Source organism: Eggerthella sp. 1_3_56FAA (assembly GCF_000185625.1).
GTDB classification, from domain to species: Bacteria; Actinomycetota; Coriobacteriia; order Coriobacteriales; family Eggerthellaceae; genus Eggerthella; species Eggerthella lenta.
Genome location: NZ_GL622581.1, coordinates 448978 through 468258 on the forward strand (window position 1 = coordinate 448978; position 19281 = coordinate 468258).

Genomic DNA, 19281 nt, shown 5'->3' on the forward strand with positions numbered 1-19281 from the left:
CAACCTGGCGAAGAGCGCAAGCATGCTCGCAACCTCTTTTGAGAAAATCGCACGGTCGATAGACGGCGGCTTGTCGTCGAGGTGCGAGAATATGGCAAAAATTTTGAGCTAGGTGAATGTGGGACGCCAGAAGACCGTCTTTGCATCGTAACTTATGCGCAAAACACCTGGTCGGTTTTCTCACACGCTCGCTTTTAGCCAAGTTAGATATATGTAACTTTTACCTACCTCGAAATTCTTGCCAAAATCAACCCGCCAAACGACCGAATAGGATTTCTCGATCCGTTTCGCACGCCCCAGGTTGACGAAGACGACAAGACGGTCACGCGCGTCCCGAAGAGGCAAGCGAGGCAGCATGATCACTCCCCAGGATGAAAAAAGGGCTTCTCCGATTCACGGAGAAGCCGCCGAAAAAGACGCCCCGCAGGTTGAAGCGCCGCTCGCAGAGCCGGTGCCCCCAGCGGAAGAACCGCCTCGGGCGCCGTGCCGAGGGGTGCGCCGCGAGATTCCCCCTTCGGGGACTTGTCACGCTTCGCTTCGCGACGCCGCACCCATCGAGTCGAAACGTCCTGTGGACGTTTCGAGCGAGCTCGGGACCGCCTGGGCGCCGCACCCCTCGGCACGGCGCCCAGCCAACAACCCTACAGCAGCATGTCGCGCGCAGCCTGAAGGGCCGCGTCGATGCCCGAGGCGTCTTTGCCGCCGGCCTGCGCCATGGCGGCCTTTCCGCCGCCGCCGCCCTTGATGTTCCCCGAGATCGCCTTGATGACGGCGTCTGCGTCGAAGCCCACCTCCACCGCCTCCGGCGTGCCGGCCGCCAACAGCGTGGGCTTGCCGTCTTTCTCCGTGGCCAGCACCGCGGCGCCCGGCTGGCCCAGACGCGCGCGCAGCACATCCCACATATTGCGCATCTGACCCGCATCGGCCTCCGGCATGCGGCCGAACACTACCGGATAGCCCGCAGCGCTCGTCTGCGCGGTCTCGAGCAAGGCGTTGATGCCGTCGTCGGCCACGGCCTCGCGCCCACGCTTCAGCTTCGTCTGCAGGTCTTTCAAGGTCTTCATGTTCGATGCCGTGCGCTCGCTCACGTCGAACAGGGGCACGCGCAAAGACTCGGCCGCCTCCTTGAGCTCAGCCTCCACGCGATTCATGTACGCAAGCGCGTCGAAGCTGGTCACGGCTTCGATGCGACGCAGGTTCGCGCCCACGCTGGTCTCGGAGGTTATCTTAACGAAGCCGATTTCGCTCGTAGCCGAAACGTGGGTACCGCCGCACAGCTCCTGCGAAAAGCCCTCGATGTCGAGCACGCGCACGAACTCGCCGTACTTCTCGCCGAACAGCGCCATGACGCCGGCTTCGCGTGCCGATGCGAGCGACGTCTCGTAGGCGCGCACGGGATGATTCTCCATGATCTTCTGGTTCGCCAGGCGCTCCACCTCGGCGATCTGTTCGGCCGTCATGGCCTCGAAGTGGGTGAAGTCGAAGCGCAGACGGCTGTCGGCGACGTAGCTGCCCGCTTGCTTCACATGATCGCCCAGCACCTCGCGCAGCGCCCAATGCAGGATGTGCGTAGCGGTGTGGTTGCGGCGGATACGCTCGCGGCGCGGCACGTCGATGGCGGCATGCACGGCATCGCCCGCGCTCAAGCGACCGCTCTCCACCTTCACGGTGTGCGCGATCAGGCCCTTCTCGGGCTCCTTCGTGTCCAGGACCGCCACGATGGCATCGTCCTTCGCAAGCACGCCGGCGTCGCCGATCTGGCCGCCCTTCTCAGCGTAGAAGGGCGTAGCGTCCAACACCACGCGACCCTCGTCGCCCGCCTCCAGCACATCCACCTGCACGCCGTCTTTCACGAGCGCCAGCACGCGCGCTTCGGCGTCGTTCTTCGTATAGCCGAGGAATTCGGTGGGACCCACGGCCTCGAGGATCTCGTTCATCACGCCGCCATAGGTGGACCAGGCCGCCTCGGCGTCCTTCGTATTGGCAGCGCGAGCGCGCTCGCGCTGCTCGTCCATGCAGCGGCCGAAGCCTTCCATATCAACTTCGATGCCGCGCTCGTCGCACAGCTCTCGCGTGACCTCCACGGGGAAGCCGTACGTATCGTGCAGCGTGAACGCGCGGTCGCCCGGCAGCACCTCGCCCTCGAGCTCGGCCAGCGCCTCGTCGAGGAACGCGCGGCCCTGGCGCAGGTTTGAGCCGAAGCGCTCTTCCTCGGACAGGATGACGCGCCGCGTGAGCTCGCGGTTCTCCACGATCTCAGGGTACACGTGACCCATGAGGTTCACGATCTCGTCGACGTAATCGTTGAGGAACGGCTTGTCGAGGCCCAGCAGATGGCCCTTCATCACGGCGCGACGCAGCAGACGGCGCAGCACATAGCCGCGGCCTTCGTTGGAGGGCAGGATGCCGTCGGCGATCATGAATGCCACGGCACGGCTGTGATCGGCCATGATGCGCAGCGATAGGTCGATGGCCGCGTCCTCGCCGTACGTCGTTCCGGTCAGCTTCTCGCCCACCGCCACGAGGCTGCGCAGCACGTCCGTCTCGTAATTGGACTGGACGCCCTGCAGGATGGCCGCGATGCGCTCGAGGCCCATGCCGGTGTCGATGTTCTTCTTCGGAAGGGGCACGAACGTACCGTCTTCCTGTCCGTCGTACTGGGTGAACACGAGGTTCCAGTACTCCAGGAAGCGGTCGCAGTCGCAACCAGGCGCGCAGTCGGGGCTGCCGCAGCCGAAGTCCTCGCCCTGATCGAAGTAGATCTCCGAGCAGGGGCCGCAGGGGCCCGTAGGCCCGGCACGCCAGAAGTTGTCATCCTCGCCCAGGCGCGAGATATGGTCGTCGGGCACGCCCAGCTTCTTCCAGATCTCGATGGTCTCGTCGTCGTCGAGATACACGGTGAAGTACAGGCGCTCGGCCGGCAGGCCCAGCACCTCGGTGGAGAATTCGTACGCCCACGCGCACATCTCCTCCTTGAAGTATTCGCCGAAGCTGAAGTTGCCCAACATCTCGAAGAAGCTCTGGTGACGGCCCGTGGTGCCGATGATGTCGATGTCGTTCGTGCGCACGCACTTCTGCACCGTCGTCGTGCCGATGTAGGGGGCTTCAAGGTGCTTCTGCTGCAGGAAATACGGCTTGAACTGCACCATGCCGGCGCTCGTCAGCAACAACGACGGGTCGTCGGGAATGAGCGATGACGAGGGCCAGCGCTTGCAGCCCTTCTCCTCGAAAAAGCTCAGGTACTTCTCGCGGATCTCCGCGCTGGTCATGTACTTCATAGTCGTGTCTTTCTATCTCCTCGGGGGCCGCCTCGCACGACCCGCTGCTCCACTAACGACGTGCGCCCGCACGCCCCCACGCGCTCAGGCCAACAAAGCCCGATCAACGCTTCTTACGATGCTGCGCCTTCTGATCGGCCTCGGCCTTGCGCTGCTCGACGCGCTCGAACGCCGCCGAGATGTCGGGATGCGGCGACGTGGCATCGGCGATGGGATCGAGCGTGCCGTCCGAGGCGGTGGTGCCTTGGAAGAACACGCCGTCTGCGCTTACCAGCTGCCGCCCCATGCGCTTTTCGAAATAATACACGAAAACCGACTTCGCAACCGCGACGGCGGGAATGGAAGCCAACATACCCACAAGCGAGCCCGTGAAGCCGCTCATAGCGCCGCCTATAGCGGAGCCCGCCATCAAAGCGATGAGGGTGAGCGCCGGATGAACGTCCACCGAGTTCGCCATGATCTTCGGCGAAATAAACGTATAGACGATCTGCTGGATGGCAATGGTGCCGCCGAGCGCGATGACCGCGATCCAGGGGCTGACGAACACGCCCACGATGGCCGCAAGCGCACCGCCGAGCCACGGGCCCACGATGGGGATGATGTTCAACAGGCCGGCGATACCGCCGAGCGCCGCGTAGTTCGGGATGCCGATGGCGCCGAACAGAACGACGCAGCCCACGCCGATGATGGCGCACTGCAAAAGCGTGCCCTTGATGTAGCCGCCCATGACGCGCGTGAACGTGACGTGCAGCATTTCCAGATCCTCGTGGCGCTTCGGGTTGACGAGGCGCATGCATTCGCGTCCAAGCTGCGGAAGCTCCATGAGGATCCAGAAAGCCACCACCAGCGCAAACCCGAGCGCAACGAACGTGTTGACCAGACCCGTCCCGATGGCGACCACGCCGTTGGCGCTATCGCGGGCGAACGTCGAAGCCCATGAGACGATGGCGTCCAGCGCATTGTTGATCCACGTTTGCACCGTGTCGTTCTGAAGCACGTCGGCGTAGCGCGTGTACAGGTCGTTGCCCCACCCGGCGATGGTCTGAACGTAGCCCGGAATGCTCTCGATGAGGTTGGTGAACTGGTCGCCCACGCCGAACGCCGGCGAGAACATGAGAAGCCCCACCAAAGCCAGAACAACGAACATCAGGACGTAGGCGATCGTCGTGCCGGCCACGCGGGGAACGCCCAGTTTCTCCAGCTTGTTCACCGGTCCTCGCAGGCAGAATACGATGACGATGGACCAGATGACGATGCCGATAGGCACGCTCAAGATATTGAACAGGTAAACGAGAACGCCCGTGAGCAGAATGCCGCCCACGATCGTCCAGACTATGAGAAAGCTTCGCTTCGCTTTGTCGGTTTTCGTCGCTTCGGAGCTGGGAGTCTCCACCGAGTCGCCCTTTCGTGCCGTGTATGCTGTCGTTACTTGCCCTGGTTCGCTTTTTCGTCTGCGTCGTACGTGAAGTACTGCTGCGCAGCTGCGGCATCGGCGTTCGCGGCGGTAGCCACGGCATCGGCCATGGTGGCGGCGACTTCGGACGTCTTATCGGCGGCGACGCGTTTGGCTTCGGCCTTCTCGTCTCGCTCGGCACGCTGCTCGGCGCGTTGCTCGCGCTGGTCGGCAACGGCCTCCTTCGCGGCCGCGACCGAGGTGGTCACCACGCCCTTGACGACGTCGGCGGTCGAAACGGGCACTTCGGTGCCGTTTCCGTTCGCACCATGGGAGGCGGAGCGCTCGGCTTTCGCCTGGCCGAGGGCAACCGACTCGTCGCTGGCGCGGCGCGACTTGAACGCGTTGCGCACACGCGAGGTCACGTTGTTCACCAATTCCACCGGAGCATTGGTCACCGTGTCCACCGCTTCGACGGCCGAGGCCACCGAGTCGGTGATTTCGTTCACGTCTTCGAGAATCTGATCGACGCGCATGATCTCGAGGTTGGCGGCATCGACCGTCAGCGACACACGCTCCACCAGCGGATCCACCTTCGCCGCGACGGGCTCGAGCGACGCCGTGATACGCTCCACGCTTGCCAGCGTAGGCTCGACCTGCCTCTGCAGATCGTCGACCGTCTTGCGTGTCTTGCGCACGGTCATGACAAGCTCGATGACGAGCCACACCAGCACCGCGCCCACGATCACATAGACCACCGGCAACGCTATGCTGAGAATTTCGCTGATATCCACCGTATGCCTCCTGTTTCCGAAGCCATTACTATAGCACGAGCACCTTGGATGATATACAGGCCGAGGTCAACTTTTCACCCTGCTTCCACAGGAGTAGACAATCGGTTACCTTCCGCGCGACGTGGGGTTTTCTCCGGAATCCAGACGGTCTCGCGCGAACGTGTCGCTGCGGTAGGCCTCCCAACCGCGATCGCTCGACCGGTAGAAGCAGCCGCGCTCCAAACCGTCGGGCAGGTAGCGCTGGCTCACCCAGCCGCTGGGGTAGCTGTGCGGATACTTGTACTCGCCGTAGTTCTCGGATCCGGGGCGGTGCCGATCGCGCAGATGGTCGGGCACGTTGCGAGACGGCCCGTTGCGCACCTCGTTCAGCGCGGCATCGATGCCCGCCTCCGCCGCGTTGCTCTTGGGCGCGAGCGCCAGGTAGATGGCAGCCTGCGCCAGGTTGATGCGGCACTCGGGATAGCCGATGACCTCGGCCGACTTGAACGCGGCCTCAGCGATGAGCAGCGCCTGCGGATCGGCGTTGCCGATATCCTCCGACGCAGCGATGAACATGCGGCGCGCGATGAACTTCGGGTCTTCTCCCCCATCGATCATGCGGGCGAGCCAGTACAGCGCGGCATCGGGGTCGCTGCCGCGCATGGACTTGATGAACGCCGAGATGACGTCGTAGTGCATGTCCTTGTTCTTGTCGTAGGGCAGCGAGCGATGCGGCGTGGCCGCGCGCACGTTGTCCTCGGTGATCTTCGCGGGCTTCTTCGAGGTGCCGGGCTGCACCATACCAGCGGCAAGCTCCAACGTGGTGAGCGCCGCGCGCCCGTCGCCGCCCGCCAGCAGCACGATGGCGTCGCGCGCTTTGGCATCCAACCGATAGCGGCCGCCCAGGCCGCGCTCGTCGGCCAGCGCACGCTCCACGAGGCTGACGATCTCCTCGTCGGACAGCCCGTGCAGCTCCACCACGCGCGAGCGGCTGATCAGCGCCGAGTTAACCTCGAAGAAGGGGTTCTCCGTTGTGGCTCCCACCAGCACCAGCACGCGATCCTCCACGGCGTGCAGCAGCGCGTCCTGCTGGCTGCGGTTGAAGCGGTGGATCTCGTCGACGAACAGGATGGTGCGCAAACCGAACGCCGACAGGCGCTTGTCGGCGGCATCGATTTCGCGGCGCAGATCCGAAACCGTGCCGCCGATGGCCGACACCTCCACGAACGTAGCCTTCGTCGTCTCGGCGATGACGTGCGCGAGCGAGGTCTTGCCCGTGCCCGCCGGGCCGAACAGGATGACCGAGCTCAACTGGTCCTGCTCGATGGCGTTGCGCAGCCACGAGCCGGGGCCCACCGCCTCGTCCTGGCCGACCACTTCTTCAAGCGTGCGCGGACGCATGCGCACTGCCAAGGGCGCCACTTCCGACTTCCGCTCGTTTTCCATTTCGGTAAATAAGGTATCCATGCCATATATCGTATCATGCGAACGCTTGTTTGCCTAGCGGACGTTGCATTGTAGGCCGAAAAACTCGGAATCGCGCCCGAAAACGAGGCCTTCGGGCGACAACGCGCTCCCGTCCTCGCATTCCGTCGCTCGATCCGCAGCCGCTCGGCATGTAGAAGACCGGGTTGTGTAATCGGCGAAACAACCGGATGTCAAGTCTTTATTTTAACGATGCTACCCATATACTCAAAAGCAGGTCCTGCCCTCGAAGCCATACTTTGCGATGGACCGATGCTGATACATGAGGGAGCTCAAGATCGCGCGTGAAATGGGGATTCGTGTCCGTTGACACGAAAGCCAGGAAGCGGGCTGCGAGCACCCACCTTTTAAGGTGGGTTCATCCTTCTGGCCGGGGGTAGGGCTTTTTCCACGCTCGTAAACGGCATGTTCCTCTGCGGTTATCCGCGCACTTCAAGCAAGGGCTTCTCTTTTCGCAATCCGCATCGTCATAGGGCGAGCCCGATTGTCCGCTTTTGGGTTCCATAGAACTCAATTGCGTGTTTGACACCGGATACCCTGATTGCATGTCACAGGAAACGAGAACATTCGTCGGCAACCGAATCCGAGAACTGCGTAAAAGCCAGAAGCTCTCGCAGCAGAAGCTTGCGCTGATGGTGAACGTCGAGCGCTCTTACCTGGCAAAAATCGAAGGCGGGAAGCGAAACCCGAGCCTCGAATGCATAGAGAAGATTTCCAAGGGTCTCGGCCTTTCCTTGGAAGAATTCTTCAAAGGGTTGTAGCCTTTTGACCCGAGCAACCAGGATACTCCTCGGACAGCGCGTCCGGGCGCTTCGCGAGGAGAGCAATCTGACGCAGGAGCAGCTTGCGCTCATGACGGGTGTAGGACGGTCGTACCTCGCCAAGGTGGAGGCGGGCAACCGCAACGCCACCATCGACTTCATGGAGAAGGTCGCGCTCGGCTTGGGCGTGACGCTGGGTCAGCTGTTCGAGGGCCTGTAGGCTTCCTTTCCCATGGACGCAAGCGCATCTTCGACATCGACGTAGGACGCGAGCGCCACCGCACCTCCCGCGGCCTCGTCTTCTGCGAAAGCGCCTGAAACTCGCACCCGTGCGGGAGCGCCGCCGCGATTCACACACACGGTTCCGGCGAAGCCTCGCTCGCCCGCCTCGCGAGCCTCCTTGGCCAACGCACCGACGGCTCGACGCCCCTCCTCGTCGTCGCCCGTCACCAAACTGTAGCAAGCATTGGATTCGAGAGTTGTGAAAGCTTCATCCAACCTATGACGAGCAAACCCGATGCCCAGCAGCTCCATGAGCGTGCCTTCCTGCGCGACATCTCGCGCCTTCGCCCTTTCGCGCTCGTCGAAGCGGTCGCCGCGAGCACGTCGAGAAGGCGCTACGTCCGACGTGCTCCTGTTCTGGTAGAAACGGCGCTTATCGCGGTACATCGCCTCGTCTGCATCGAACAACGTTCTATCGATCTCACTCGATCGCGGCGTCCATTGCGCGCCGATAGCCACCTCGCACGACGAAACTTCGTCGAACGCTTTCTGCAGCCGCTCCACAAGCGACCGAAAGCCCGCTTCGTCGGTATCCACGACCGTGGCCACGAACTCGTCGCCGCCCACACGGTACAGCCGCGCAACCTCTCCGAGAACGCGCTGCATCGTCTGAGCGCATGCTTGCAACAGATGGTCGCCTTCAGCATGGCCGCCGCGATCGTTGATCTCCTTCATGCCGTTGACATCGAGAAAAACCGCGCCGAACGGGCGCGCCAGCTTCTCAAGGCGCCGCACGTCCTCGTTGTAGCGGTTTCGATTGTACAGCCCGGTCAGAGAATCGTGATAGCTCATCGCCACCAGCTGGCGCTCGTTTTCGATACGCTGCAACGTCATGCTGTAGAAGTAGCACAACGTGCGCAGCAGCGGCGCGATGTCGCGGATCTGGTCGGCCGGAGGGTTGTCCATGCCGAGGAAGCCCACGAGACGCCCGTCGCGTTCGATGGGTGCGACGACCAGACTGGCGATCTCCTGCACGTGCAGCGTTTCGTACTCCCGAGGATCGACAACGCCCTTGATGGCGTCCAGATCCTCGATCAGCACGCATTCCCCCCGACCGAACAGGTCGAGCCACCGCTCGAACAAACGGTAGTCCATATCCTGAAGGCTTTCGATCTGGGAGGATATGCCGTCAGCACACCACTCGTGCGTATTGCTGAACCCTTCTCCGCGAGCCGAGAACAGATAGGAACGCTCGGCTCCAAGCTCCTCGCCCAACCGTTCGAGCATGCGCACGGACGCGCGCTCCGGATCGGTCTCGCGATACAGATCGTTAGCGATCTCGAGGATGACCTCCTCGTTGCGATGCAGGTTCCGAAAGCGCATACCCTCTTCTTTTTGATCGGTGAGGTCGAAGCCCACCTCAAGACGAACCAGCTTCCCACCCCAGTTGATCAGACGATCGTTCAGCAGATGACGATGGTTCGTCAAAGGGTTCGTGAATTCCCACACGTAGCTTTTCTCGACGCTGAGCAGATGATTCGTGCAGAACGGACACGGCTCATCGCGCCCTTGCAGGAATTCGTAGCACTTGACGCCCTCCAGATCGGCATCGAGCGGCACCTTGAAAAGCCGGCGGCCCGCCTCGTTCACGTGCAGAAGCTCGTACGTCTCGATGTCCGAGATGTAGAACGGATCGGGATAGTTCAGATCGTCGTTGTATTCAGCCATGGAGAGCCTTCGTTCACGGTAACGGACATGCCGGCGTTTGCGCTTCGCGGTTACTGGTATTGCGTCCTAGTATAGCGATATTCTCAGTAACGTGCGCGCCCGATCGCAAGCTCCAGAAGAACGGCAGCGCCCTCCGGAGAGGGCGCAAAAAGCCGTGCATGCTCGATAGTAGCCGAGAGGTCAAGCGCTGGGAAAACGCAGCACGAACGTGGTGCCCTGCCCTTCGGCGCTCTCCACCTCGATAACGCCTCCGTGGTACATAACCGCATGCTTGACGATGGCCAGACCCAGTCCCGTTCCTCCGGTTTCCTTCGAACGGCTCTTGTCCACGCGGAAGAAGCGTTCGAACACCTTGTCGTGCAACTCGGCCGGGATGCCCGGTCCCGTGTCGCTGACGCGCACGACCGTCTGGTACGCGGCGTTCGCGAGCCCGCCTTCCACGCATTCGGAGCCCACCTTCATGGTGACGAGGCCGCCTTCGTGGTTGTAGCGGATGCCGTTCTCGATGAGGTTGTACAGCATCTCCTCGGCCAACGTCTCGCTGCCCGCGATGCACGCCGACGCGCCCTCCACCCGCACGCGCACGCCCTGGTCGTCCGCGAAGCTGGACAACCTCCCGGCCACGCGCTGCGCCACCGCGTACAGGTTAATGGCCGTCGCACCGTCGTTCTCGAAGGCCGACTCGTCAAGCTTCGACAGCGTCAGCACGTCGTTGATCAGCGAGCGCATGGTCTGCGCCTCGTCGTAGATGAGCGCGGCGAACTTCTGGCGGTCGGAGGGCTGCACCATGTCGTTCTTCATGAGCTCGGCGTAGCCCGATATCACCTGCAGGGGCGTCTTCATCTCATGGCTCACGTTGCTGGAGAAATCGCGGCGCATGTTCTCGGCTTCGGCCAGCTCGCTGTTCTGCTGCTTGAGCTGGCGCTGTTGCTCGTCGATCCGGATGAGCAGCGGGTCCATCTCCTCGTATATCTCATTGTCCAAGGGGTTCGCGAAATCGAGCGCGTCGATGGGCTTCATGATCCGGCTCGTAAGTATCTTCGACAGCAGGAACACGAGCGCCACTGCCACGATGAGCGCTATGAGCACGGGCATGAGCATCTCGCTGAGAAACGATAGCAGCGAATGCCGCGTCTCGGACAGGCGCACGATACTGCCGTCGTCCAGCTTCACCGCCGCATACACGGTGTCGGTGCCCAGCGTTTCAGAGTAGCGCATGGTGACGGCCTCGCCCATGTCTGCCGCTTCCTGCACCTCGGGGCGGTCGGCGTGGTTGTCCATGGCATCGGTGTCGGCGGCGCTGTCGAACAGCACCGTGCCGTCCGCATCGATGAGCGTGTAGCGCGTCAGTCCACTGAACTGCTCTTTCAGCGCGGGAGCATTCTCGGACGACGGAGTGGCGTTCAGATAGCGCGCCGCATCCTGGGCACTGGCCGCAAGCTCGGTTTCAGCGTCGTGCTCGTAAGACAGGTAGTAGATGGTGGTCATCGTCACGGACAGCGCAACGATGACGGCCAACGTGAACGCGAGCACGCTCGTGAAAATCTTGCCGGACAGGCTCTTAACCTTGAAATGCGTCGGGCTCATGCGCGCGCTCACGAGGAGGGTTTGATGCAGTAGCCCACGCCGCGCACCGTACGAACGAGGGCGTCGGCCCCTTCTTGCGCCGCGGCCAGCTTCTGGCGCAGCGTCTGCACGTGCACATCCACCGTGCGCGTCTCCCCCACGTACGTCATACCCCACACGTCTTCCAGCAGTTGGCTGCGCGACAGCACGTGCCCCTGGTTCTGCAGCAGCGTGTGCAGCAGGTCGAACTCCTTGAGCGTGAGCGTGATGGGCTCGCCGCCCACCTGCACGGTGTGAGCCGACACGCATAGCTCGATAGGACCGCAAGACAGCTCGTCGTCGGCCATGACGGGAGGCGCCGACGCGCGGCGCATGAGCGCGTTCACGCGGCTGACCAGCTCCATCATGCCGAAAGGCTTGGCCAGATAGTCGTCAGCGCCGGCATCGAGGCCGCTCACCGTGTCGAACTCGGTGCCCTTGGCCGTGAGCATCATCACGGGCAGATGCTTGGTCGCCGGGTTCTCGCGCAGCATATGGAGGATCTCGAGCCCGTCGATTTCCGGCAGCATGATGTCGAGCAGCACCAACTCGGGGAGGCGCTCCTTGCACGCGGCGAAGAACTCGCCCGCCGCCGGGAAGCCCGCCGCCTCGAATCCGGCCTGCTTGAGAGCGTACACCGTGAGGTCGCGGATGTTGGTATCGTCTTCAACGTAGTAGATCATGGGTTGGTCCTTTCGGCCGGCAGCGCGCTTTCGCCGCCGTCGAACCTATTGTAAAGCAGGAGGAAAAACCACGGGCTTGCGGCAACGTCAAATTTGCGTAAAGCCGAAAGGAAGCCCCTTTGTCATCCTGAGGGAACGCGGCTTAGCCGCCTCCGCTCAGGATGACAGGCCGCGACTTCGGCGCTGCGCTCAGGATGACAACGCTCCGACCTAGCCGAACCTTCCCGCCACGTAGTCGGCGGTGCGGGGGTCGGCCGGGTTCGTGAAGATGTCGTCGGTGGAGCCGGCCTCCACCATCTCGCCCAGCAGGAAGAACGCGGTCTTGTCGGACACGCGCAGCGCCTGCAGCATGTTGTGCGTCACCATGATCACCGTGTACTTGCTCTTGAGCTCGCCCACAAGGTCTTCGATCTTAGCGGTGGAGATGGGGTCGAGCGCGCTGGTGGCCTCGTCCATCAGCAGCACTTCGGGGCGCACCGCCAACGCGCGCGCGATGCACAGGCGCTGCTGCTGGCCGCCGGAGAACCCGAGCGCGTTCTTCTTCAGGCGGTCCTTCATCTCGTCCCAGATGGCGGCGTCGCGCAGGCTCTGCTCCACGATGGCGTCCAGATCCTCGCGCTTCTTGATGCCGTGGGTGCGCGGGCCGAAGGCCACGTTGTCGTACACGCTCATGGGGAACGGATTGGGCTGCTGGAACACCATGCCCACCCGACGGCGCAGATTGTTCACGTCGATGGAGCGGTAGGCGTCCTCGCCGTCCAACGTGATCTCGCCTTCGATACGGCAGCCTTCCACCAGGTCGTTCATGCGGTTGAGGCTTTTCAGCAGCGTGGACTTGCCGCAGCCCGACGGGCCGATGAGCGCCGTCACCTGGTTCTTGGGGAACTGCAGGTCGATGCCCTTCAGCGCGTGGAAATCCTTGTAGTACAGATCGAGGTTGCGCACGCCCATCTTGGCGGGCGCGTCGACGGGCGCCTTCTCCTTGATGCGGCGGTCGGCCGCCTGACCCTGCGCCTGGGGCATGTAGGTAGCCGGGGCGTTCTGGGTCGGAGCGGTTCTCTCAAGCGTGACGTTAGTCATAGGTGCCTCCCTTGTTCATCTTCTTGGCGGCGAACGTGGCCAGGAGGTTCAGAAGCACCACCATGACCAGCAGCACCACCGCCGTGGCATAGGTCTCGTTCACGTGCAGGCCTTCGCTGGCCAGCGCGTACATGTGCACGGCCAGCGTGCGGGCGGAATCGAACACCGCCATGGCGCCCTCGCCGGCGAAGTTCGGGATCTGGGCGATGGAGCCGGCCGTGAAAATGAGCGCAGCCACCTCGCCCACGCACCGGCCGAGCGCCAGTATCACGCCGCCCAGGATACCGGGCACGGCCGAAGGCAGCACGCAGCGAAACACCGTGCGCAAACGGCCGGCGCCCAAACCGAACCCGCCTTCGCGGTACGCGTCGGGAACGGCCAGCAGCGCTTCCTCGGTGGTGCGCATGACCACGGGCAGCACCATGATGGCCAGCGTGCAGGCACCCGCCAAAAGCGACAGGTTCCAATGCAGCGCCGTCACGAAGAACAACATGCCGAACAGGCCGTAGATGATGGACGGGATGCCCTGCAGCGTCTCGGCGGTGGTACGCACGACAGCTACGAAACGACTGCCGCGCGGCGCGTATTCCACCAGGTAGATGGCCGATCCCACGCCCACCGGCACCGCCATGAGCAGCGAGAGGGCCGCCATCAGCAGCGTGTTCACCAGCGCCGGCATGAGTGAGACGTTCGTGGAGTTGTACTCCCACTCGAACAGGCTGGGCGTGAGGTACGGCACGCCGTTCACCAGGATGTAGCCCACCAGGAACAGCAGCACCGCCGTGGTCAGCAGCGCGCCCAGATACACCAGCGCTCGCAGCAGCATGGAAACCACGCGGCGTGCGGCGCGATGACGCTCTTCCGCCGCTTCGAACATCGCATCGATCCGATCGCCCGGGTTGGCGGCGGGCGCCGGGGAGGCGTCGACCGATTCGTAGGCGATCGTCAGCTTGGGACTCATTACCTCGTCTCACCCCGCTTCTTGATAACGTTGAACAACATAGTGATGAGCAGGATGAACACGAACAGCACCACGCCCGTGGCCACGAGCGCGCCGCGGTGCAGGTCGGCCGCGTAGCCCATCTCCAGCACGATGTTGGCGGTCATGGTGCGCACGCCCTCGAAGATGCTCTCGGGAACGATGGGCTGGTTGCCGGCCACCATGATGACGGCCATGGTCTCGCCGATGGCGCGGCCCACGCCCAGCACGATGCCGGCCATGATGCCGGAGACGGCGGCGGGAACGATAACGCGGAACACCGAGCGCTCGTGATCGGCACCCAGCGCCAGCGCACCCTCGTAGTACTTCTTGGGCACAGCATCGAGCGCGCTCTGCGCAACGGTGATGATGGTGGGCAGGATCATGATGCCCAGCAGTACGGCAGCGGCCAGAAGCGACAGGCCGCGGCCCGGCATATTGTCGCGAATAAACGGCACGATCATCACCAGGCCGAAGAAGCCGTAGACAACCGACGGGATGCCCGCCAAGAGCTCTACGCCCGGCTTGAGGAACGCCGCGATCTTGCCGCTGGCGAACCGCGACAGGAAGATGGCGCACAAAAGCCCCGTAGGAACGCCGACCAGGATGGCGCCGGCGGTCACGTAGATGCTGCCCACGATCATCGGGAAGATGCCGTAGATATCGTTGGCGGGACGCCACGTAGTGCCGAAAAGAAACTCGGGAAGGCCGATCTGCGCGATGGCCGGCACGCCGTTCGCGAAGAGAAAGACGCAGATGAGAGCCACCGCGAGGACCGATATCCCCGCGGCGGCCACGAACAGCGCCTTCGCTATGCCCTCTTTGATGTGCAGGTGGAACATGTACACTCCTTGGTCTGGCTATGTCAGCGAGAGGCGCCGAGGCGGGGTGCATCGGCGCCTCGCAGCGTCGAGCGCTTCCGGCGGCTGTTAAGCCGACGGAACAACATCTTCCCACGTGGTCAGCTCGCCGGTGTAGATGCCCTTCACCTGGTCGGACGTAAGCTCGTCGATGGAGGCATCCGGGTTCACGATAACCGCGATGCCGTCCTGGGCGATGACCGTGGCCTTCACGCCGCTCTCGGAGTCCTTGAGCTCGCGGGAGACCATGCCGATGTCGCAGGTTCCCTCGGTGGCCATGTTCACGCCGGTGGTGGAGTCGGACTGGTTGACCTCGATGGCGACGTCGGGATTGAGAGCCTTGTACGCCTCGGCCAGCTTCTCCATGACCGGGGTTACGGACGAGGAACCGGCGATGACGATCTTGCCGGACTTGCCGGAAGCCTTATAGGAGCCCGCGTTGTCGGCAACGGAGATGCAACCGTTCTCCTCGACCACCTTCTGACCGTCGGAACTCATGATGTAGTCGATGAAGTCCTGGGCCACATCGGACACGCCGTCCTTCGTCACGATATTGAACGGACGGGCCACCTTGTACGTGCCGCTCTTCACGTTCTCGGCCGTAGCTTCGGCGCCGTCGATGCTGAGCGCCTTCACCGTGTTGTTCAGCGAACCGAGCGATATGTAGCCGATGGCGTTCGCGTCGCCCGCCACGGACGTCATCATGACGGACGTGGAGTTCGTGATGGCGGCCGTGGGAGTGGTCAGATCAACCTTGTCTCCGTTGGCATCCTTTTCCTCGATGCCGAACAGCTCGATGAACGCACCCCGCGTGCCGGAGCCGTCCTCGCGCGAATAGACCGAGACCTCGCCGGACGGGCTGGTCGAAGCCGACGCTCCTCCGTCGGTTGCGCCGCTCGCACCATCGCCGTTGCCCGACGCACAGCCGAACAGCCCGAACAGTCCCAGCGCCAGAACCGCCGCGCTCACCGCCATTGCCAAACGCTTCTTCATCTTCTTCCTTCCTTCGATGCGCTTTGCGAGCGCATTGCTTTCCGCTGAAGCGCGGGCATCGGAGGCCCGCTGCAAGGAACATGATGAAGACGGAGCATCAGAACCGTGTCGGATGCCGGTCAAAAGTCTGTAAAGTTTCGAGAGGCCGTCTTTTTCGTGCCGGCGCTAGATCGACGCAAGACCCACGCCAGGCGTACGCTCAAACCGTGTTGGAAACACTGGCAAGAAATATGGAATCCGCGTTGGAAGCGCGTTGGAAGCGCGCGAGATCGAGGAAGATCCGCGCTGGATGCGCGCCATCTGCGCATGATACGCGGTCGCTATACTAAGAGGTACGAAGCGCAGAGGCGGCGCGGCACCACACCCCTTTCCACCAGATGCTCCCGAGAGAGGGACCGACGGAGGGAAAAACAGCACTAAATGTGCTGTTTTACACTGATTCGTTGCGCGCGAGCGCGCGCCTGGTCGTATGGTGCGCTTTGCCGGAAGCCGCTACGATGGCCTGAAATGGACGCCATGACCGTTTTGGCCTTGATAGCGGCGATCCTTGAGTTCGCTTCCAGTTTGCTGGGGTTCTTGACAGCGATAATGGAGCGGCTCCCGATCCGCAAGGACAAGGAGCCGTAACAAGAAGCCAAACCGCCGAAGCGATTCGAGAGCCGTGGGGAGTTAGCAGCTCCCTGCGGCTCGCCTCTATTATACGAACGGGCAGCGCAAAAGCAAGCTCGAACGCAACCTTCCCGGCCTTCCGCGCGCCGATTCATTCCCGGCTCTCGCGCGCCCGTCCCGTGCTTGATCAGTACACGTTGTGGATGACCTCGGCAGAGCCAAGCAGGTTCGACACCGGCAGGGTCGAGCCGTCGTCAAGCGTCACCGCACCGTCGAAGCGGCCGAATACCTGGTGCTGGTCGGATCGGATCAGCTTGAAGTCCATCCAGTCCACACGGTCGAGCAGCGGCGTGAACACGAGGTCGAGCCGTCCCTCGTCGTCGGTCATATGCCAGGGCTGCATGAGCTGGTAGCGATCGGCCGTCTTCTTCGCGTGCGCGCCGCCCGTCTTTTGGGGGATGCCGAAGTCCACGCGGTGCAACTTGTGCGCAGCACCGTCGATGAACACCATGTTCTCGGAAGCCGCCGACGTGTCGCCGAACCCGTAGCCCAGGTTGAGGCCGAAGCGACGACCGTCCTGCCAACCCTGCGCCACGGCCCAGTACCACGTGTTGTCGCGCGTCCATACGCCTCGCCCCCAGTCCAGCAGGCCGAACGAGTTCTCGGGGCAGAACCCGTGCACCAAAAGCCCCTTCTTGAAACTGCCCCTCGCCTGCATGGCGACGATCTTCTGGTTGTAGTAGAACGCGAGCGGGTCTTCGGCCCATGGCGTGCTGATCACCATCGAATCGCGCGGCTCCTCGTCCAGCACGGCCTCGAACGTCAGGTCGTCGCCGCCGTCGAAGCCCGCGAACCACACGTTGAGGCGGCGCTGCCCGCCAGCAACCTCGAAGCGGAACGATACGCGGTTGTTCTCGAAGGAGGTCACGCCCTCGGCCGAGGTGGCGGGCAGCTTGAAGCGCCCCATCGGAAACGGCGAGATCACGCTGGCCGTATGCGACGTGGCCTGCGCGAAGTCCATCACCGATGCCGAGATGAGCCCCACGTAACCCATATCGGCGACGGTCAGCGCCACAGCGAACTCGTCGTCGTTCACCAGGTAGTAGTCCCATTCTTTGATGCGGCGCTTCGGCGCCTTGATACGGTCGCGATCGTACGCGCGCAGAAGCGACGTGGCCCATCCGCATTCGGCGAGCTTGCCGTCGAGGTGGTGCAGCGGGCCTTCGGTCAAACGCGTTTCGGACATGGTTTTCATCGCCTCCTCGCTCACGATTGCTCCTCTTTCCCAAGCCGCAGCGCCCGCGCCATGCGCTTGCGGAAGCTCGGCCTCTGCTTCTGCTTGGGAGTCGGCTTCGGTTTAGGCTTCGGCTTAGTCGGCGCATGGCCGGCGGCTTCCTGCGCAGCGGCCTCTTCGGCTTCCTGCTGCGCCTCCTCCAGCACCTGCTCCGCGCGATCGGGCGCCGCCGTTCGGGTCAGCGGCGCCACGGCGCGCAGCACCGCATCGATTGCACGGCCCGTGGTACGGCTGTCGGCCATGCTGAACGAGATGGAACCCGCATAGCCCTGCGCGGTGATCTCCGAGAACGTGAGCTTCGGCTGTTTAACCACCTTGCCGATGCCGGCCGCCGCCTCGCCGGCCTTGCGCTCGATAGCCTCGGCCACTTCGTCGAGATGCTGGCCTTCCGTGGTGACCACGATGGCCAAGCTCACTTGGTTCGTGGGCGGAAGGTGCGTGAGAGCGGTTTTGCTGATGATGGAGTTAGGGATGAGCACTTCCTCGCCCGCGCCGTTGCGTATGGTGGTGTGGCGCCAGGTGATGTCTTTCACCACGCCTGTGGACGAGCCCACCTCGATGTTGTCGCCGGGTTTGATGATGCGCAGCAGGCTGACCTGCAAACCTCCGATGAGGTTCGACAGCGTGTCCTGGAAGCCCAACGAGATGGCGATGCCGCCGATGCCGAGCGCGGTGATGGCGGCGCTCACGTCCACGCGGAAGCAGGTGGACAGCATGATGCACACGCCGGTGATCCACACGGCTCCGCGGGCGATGTTGATGAAGATGGAGCTTGAGGGCAGATCGCGCTCTTCGTTGATGGCAAGCACGCGGCCCAGGAAGCGCCTCGTCAGACGCGCGACGACTGCCGTGATCGCCAGAATGACCACCGCCGAGATGGCCGTGGTCACCCAGTCGGTGCGCACGATAGCGTCGATGTAGTTTTGAAGCTGTTCCATGCCGTTATCCTACCATGTCGACCATACCGTCGCCAAGGAAAGGAGACGGCGCCTCACCACGATGGGGGCTTTACAGGGAAGTCTTCGTGAGTTTCCCACAAAACGATGCGACCGCGGGCTCGGGTGGCGGGAACGTCAATCAACCGTTGGTTGCGGGAGCCGCGCCACGGAAGCTGGTAGGAATGCTGCGCCTGGACGAAGGGGCCGTCCACCAGCACGTCGGTCTGGTCGAGCAGATCGCGCGCGGCCGGATCGGGGATGCCCTCCGCCAGCTGCTCGTAGCGGTAGCCCGAGTACGTCCACACGTCCAGTCCCAGCTCGCGCACTTGGCGCGCCAATGCGGCGCACGCGGCGGCCTGCTCGAACGGCTCGCCGCCCGAAATGGTGACGCCCTGCACCAGCTTGTTGGCAGCGATCTCCGCCACCACGTCGGCGATGGCGCGCACCGTGCCGCCCGCGCAGGGCTGGCTGTCGGGGTTGTGGCACCCAGGACAGCCGTGCGAGCAGCCCTGCACGAACACGGCATAGCGCAGCCCCGGCCCATCGACGATGGAATCCGGAGCCGTGCCGTAAAGACGTATAGTGTCGGGAGGGGTCACG

16 protein-coding genes are annotated in these 19281 nt (G+C 63.2%); 2 read left to right on the plus strand and 14 right to left on the minus strand.

Annotated features, from left to right (window positions below; genetic code table 11):
* Positions 1 to 641: 641 nt before the first annotated feature.
* From alaS to HMPREF1023_RS12235, 4 genes are all read right to left on the minus strand, one after another.
* Positions 642 to 3278 (minus strand): alanine--tRNA ligase, encoded by a 2637-nt coding sequence (gene alaS, locus HMPREF1023_RS12220; RefSeq protein WP_009306676.1) that lies wholly within the window; start codon positions 3276 to 3278, stop codon positions 642 to 644.
* Positions 3279 to 3381: 103 nt separating this feature from the next.
* Complete coding sequence (locus tag HMPREF1023_RS12225; RefSeq protein WP_009306677.1) at positions 3382 to 4671, minus strand: AI-2E family transporter; 1290 nt, start codon at positions 4669 to 4671, stop codon at positions 3382 to 3384.
* Between the two features lie 32 nt (positions 4672 to 4703).
* Positions 4704 to 5465, minus strand: a complete 762-nt coding sequence (locus HMPREF1023_RS12230) for a hypothetical protein (protein WP_009306678.1) — start codon at positions 5463 to 5465, stop codon at positions 4704 to 4706.
* Positions 5466 to 5570: 105 nt separating this feature from the next.
* Positions 5571 to 6911 (minus strand): replication-associated recombination protein A, encoded by a 1341-nt coding sequence (locus HMPREF1023_RS12235; RefSeq protein ID WP_009306679.1) that lies wholly within the window; start codon positions 6909 to 6911, stop codon positions 5571 to 5573.
* A 563-nt stretch (positions 6912 to 7474) separates the two neighbouring features.
* Here HMPREF1023_RS12235 and HMPREF1023_RS12240 point away from each other — a divergent pair.
* Positions 7475 to 7690, plus strand: coding sequence for a helix-turn-helix domain-containing protein (locus HMPREF1023_RS12240; RefSeq protein ID WP_009306680.1), 216 nt, complete (start codon positions 7475 to 7477; stop codon positions 7688 to 7690).
* Positions 7691 to 7694: 4 nt separating this feature from the next.
* On the plus strand, positions 7695 to 7910 hold the full coding sequence (locus HMPREF1023_RS12245; RefSeq protein ID WP_009306681.1) for a helix-turn-helix domain-containing protein: 216 nt from the start codon (positions 7695 to 7697) through the stop codon (positions 7908 to 7910).
* Here HMPREF1023_RS12245 and HMPREF1023_RS12250 read toward each other — a convergent pair.
* The 10 genes from HMPREF1023_RS12250 to nrdG all read right to left on the minus strand — a co-directional run bounded on the left by HMPREF1023_RS12250 (position 7889) and on the right by nrdG (position 19280).
* Positions 7889 to 9640: a sensor domain-containing diguanylate cyclase gene (locus tag HMPREF1023_RS12250; protein ID WP_009306682.1), complete on the minus strand. Its 1752-nt coding sequence runs from the start codon at positions 9638 to 9640 to the stop codon at positions 7889 to 7891. The genes HMPREF1023_RS12245 and HMPREF1023_RS12250 overlap by 22 nt on opposite strands.
* A gap of 180 nt (positions 9641 to 9820) precedes the next feature.
* Positions 9821 to 11227 carry an ATP-binding protein gene (locus HMPREF1023_RS12255; RefSeq protein WP_009306683.1) on the minus strand — a complete coding sequence of 469 codons (1407 nt, stop codon included), beginning with the start codon at positions 11225 to 11227 and terminating at the stop codon, positions 9821 to 9823.
* An 8-nt stretch (positions 11228 to 11235) separates the two neighbouring features.
* A complete protein-coding gene (locus tag HMPREF1023_RS12260) occupies positions 11236 to 11928 on the minus strand; it encodes a response regulator transcription factor (RefSeq protein WP_009306684.1) in 693 nt (230 codons plus the stop codon).
* A 210-nt stretch (positions 11929 to 12138) separates the two neighbouring features.
* Positions 12139 to 12879, minus strand: a complete 741-nt coding sequence (pstB, locus tag HMPREF1023_RS12265) for a phosphate ABC transporter ATP-binding protein PstB (protein ID WP_035577806.1) — start codon at positions 12877 to 12879, stop codon at positions 12139 to 12141.
* A 121-nt stretch (positions 12880 to 13000) separates the two neighbouring features.
* The gene (gene pstA / locus HMPREF1023_RS12270) at positions 13001 to 13969 is read right to left on the minus strand and encodes a phosphate ABC transporter permease PstA (RefSeq protein WP_009306686.1); all 969 of its coding nucleotides are present in this window, start codon (positions 13967 to 13969) and stop codon (positions 13001 to 13003) included.
* Positions 13969 to 14829: a phosphate ABC transporter permease subunit PstC gene (gene pstC / locus HMPREF1023_RS12275; protein ID WP_009306687.1), complete on the minus strand. Its 861-nt coding sequence runs from the start codon at positions 14827 to 14829 to the stop codon at positions 13969 to 13971. Before pstC ends, pstA begins: the two co-directional genes overlap by 1 nt.
* Before the next feature lie 87 nt (positions 14830 to 14916).
* The gene (locus HMPREF1023_RS12280; RefSeq protein ID WP_009306688.1) at positions 14917 to 15840 is read right to left on the minus strand and encodes a substrate-binding domain-containing protein; all 924 of its coding nucleotides are present in this window, start codon (positions 15838 to 15840) and stop codon (positions 14917 to 14919) included.
* 796 nt (positions 15841 to 16636) lie between these two features.
* Positions 16637 to 17719, minus strand: coding sequence for a DUF2804 domain-containing protein (locus HMPREF1023_RS12285; protein ID WP_009306689.1), 1083 nt, complete (start codon positions 17717 to 17719; stop codon positions 16637 to 16639).
* A complete protein-coding gene (locus HMPREF1023_RS12290; protein ID WP_009306690.1) occupies positions 17716 to 18681 on the minus strand; it encodes a mechanosensitive ion channel family protein in 966 nt (321 codons plus the stop codon). The genes HMPREF1023_RS12285 and HMPREF1023_RS12290 overlap by 4 nt, the downstream gene beginning before the upstream one ends.
* 53 nt (positions 18682 to 18734) lie before the next feature.
* A complete protein-coding gene (gene nrdG, locus HMPREF1023_RS12295; RefSeq protein WP_009306691.1) occupies positions 18735 to 19280 on the minus strand; it encodes an anaerobic ribonucleoside-triphosphate reductase activating protein in 546 nt (181 codons plus the stop codon).
* Position 19281: the final 1 nt, after the last annotated feature.

Excerpts from the sequence above, each read along its gene's own strand:
- alaS (WP_009306676.1), bottom strand. The coding sequence starts at position 3,278 with ATGAAGTACATGACCAGCGCGGAGATCCGCGAGAAGTACCTGAGCTTT.
- HMPREF1023_RS12235 (WP_009306679.1), bottom strand. The coding sequence starts at position 6,911 with ATGGATACCTTATTTACCGAAATGGAAAACGAGCGGAAGTCGGAAGTG.
- HMPREF1023_RS12240 (WP_009306680.1), top strand. The coding sequence starts at position 7,475 with ATGTCACAGGAAACGAGAACATTCGTCGGCAACCGAATCCGAGAACTG.
- HMPREF1023_RS12250 (WP_009306682.1), bottom strand. The coding sequence starts at position 9,640 with ATGGCTGAATACAACGACGATCTGAACTATCCCGATCCGTTCTACATC.
- HMPREF1023_RS12255 (WP_009306683.1), bottom strand. The coding sequence starts at position 11,227 with ATGAGCCCGACGCATTTCAAGGTTAAGAGCCTGTCCGGCAAGATTTTC.
- HMPREF1023_RS12260 (WP_009306684.1), bottom strand. The coding sequence starts at position 11,928 with ATGATCTACTACGTTGAAGACGATACCAACATCCGCGACCTCACGGTG.
- pstB (WP_035577806.1), bottom strand. The coding sequence starts at position 12,879 with ATGGGCGTGCGCAACCTCGATCTGTACTACAAGGATTTCCACGCGCTG.
- pstA (WP_009306686.1), bottom strand. The coding sequence starts at position 13,969 with ATGAGTCCCAAGCTGACGATCGCCTACGAATCGGTCGACGCCTCCCCG.
- pstC (WP_009306687.1), bottom strand. The coding sequence starts at position 14,829 with ATGTTCCACCTGCACATCAAAGAGGGCATAGCGAAGGCGCTGTTCGTG.
- HMPREF1023_RS12280 (WP_009306688.1), bottom strand. The coding sequence starts at position 15,840 with ATGAAGAAGCGTTTGGCAATGGCGGTGAGCGCGGCGGTTCTGGCGCTG.
- HMPREF1023_RS12290 (WP_009306690.1), bottom strand. The coding sequence starts at position 18,681 with ATGGAACAGCTTCAAAACTACATCGACGCTATCGTGCGCACCGACTGG.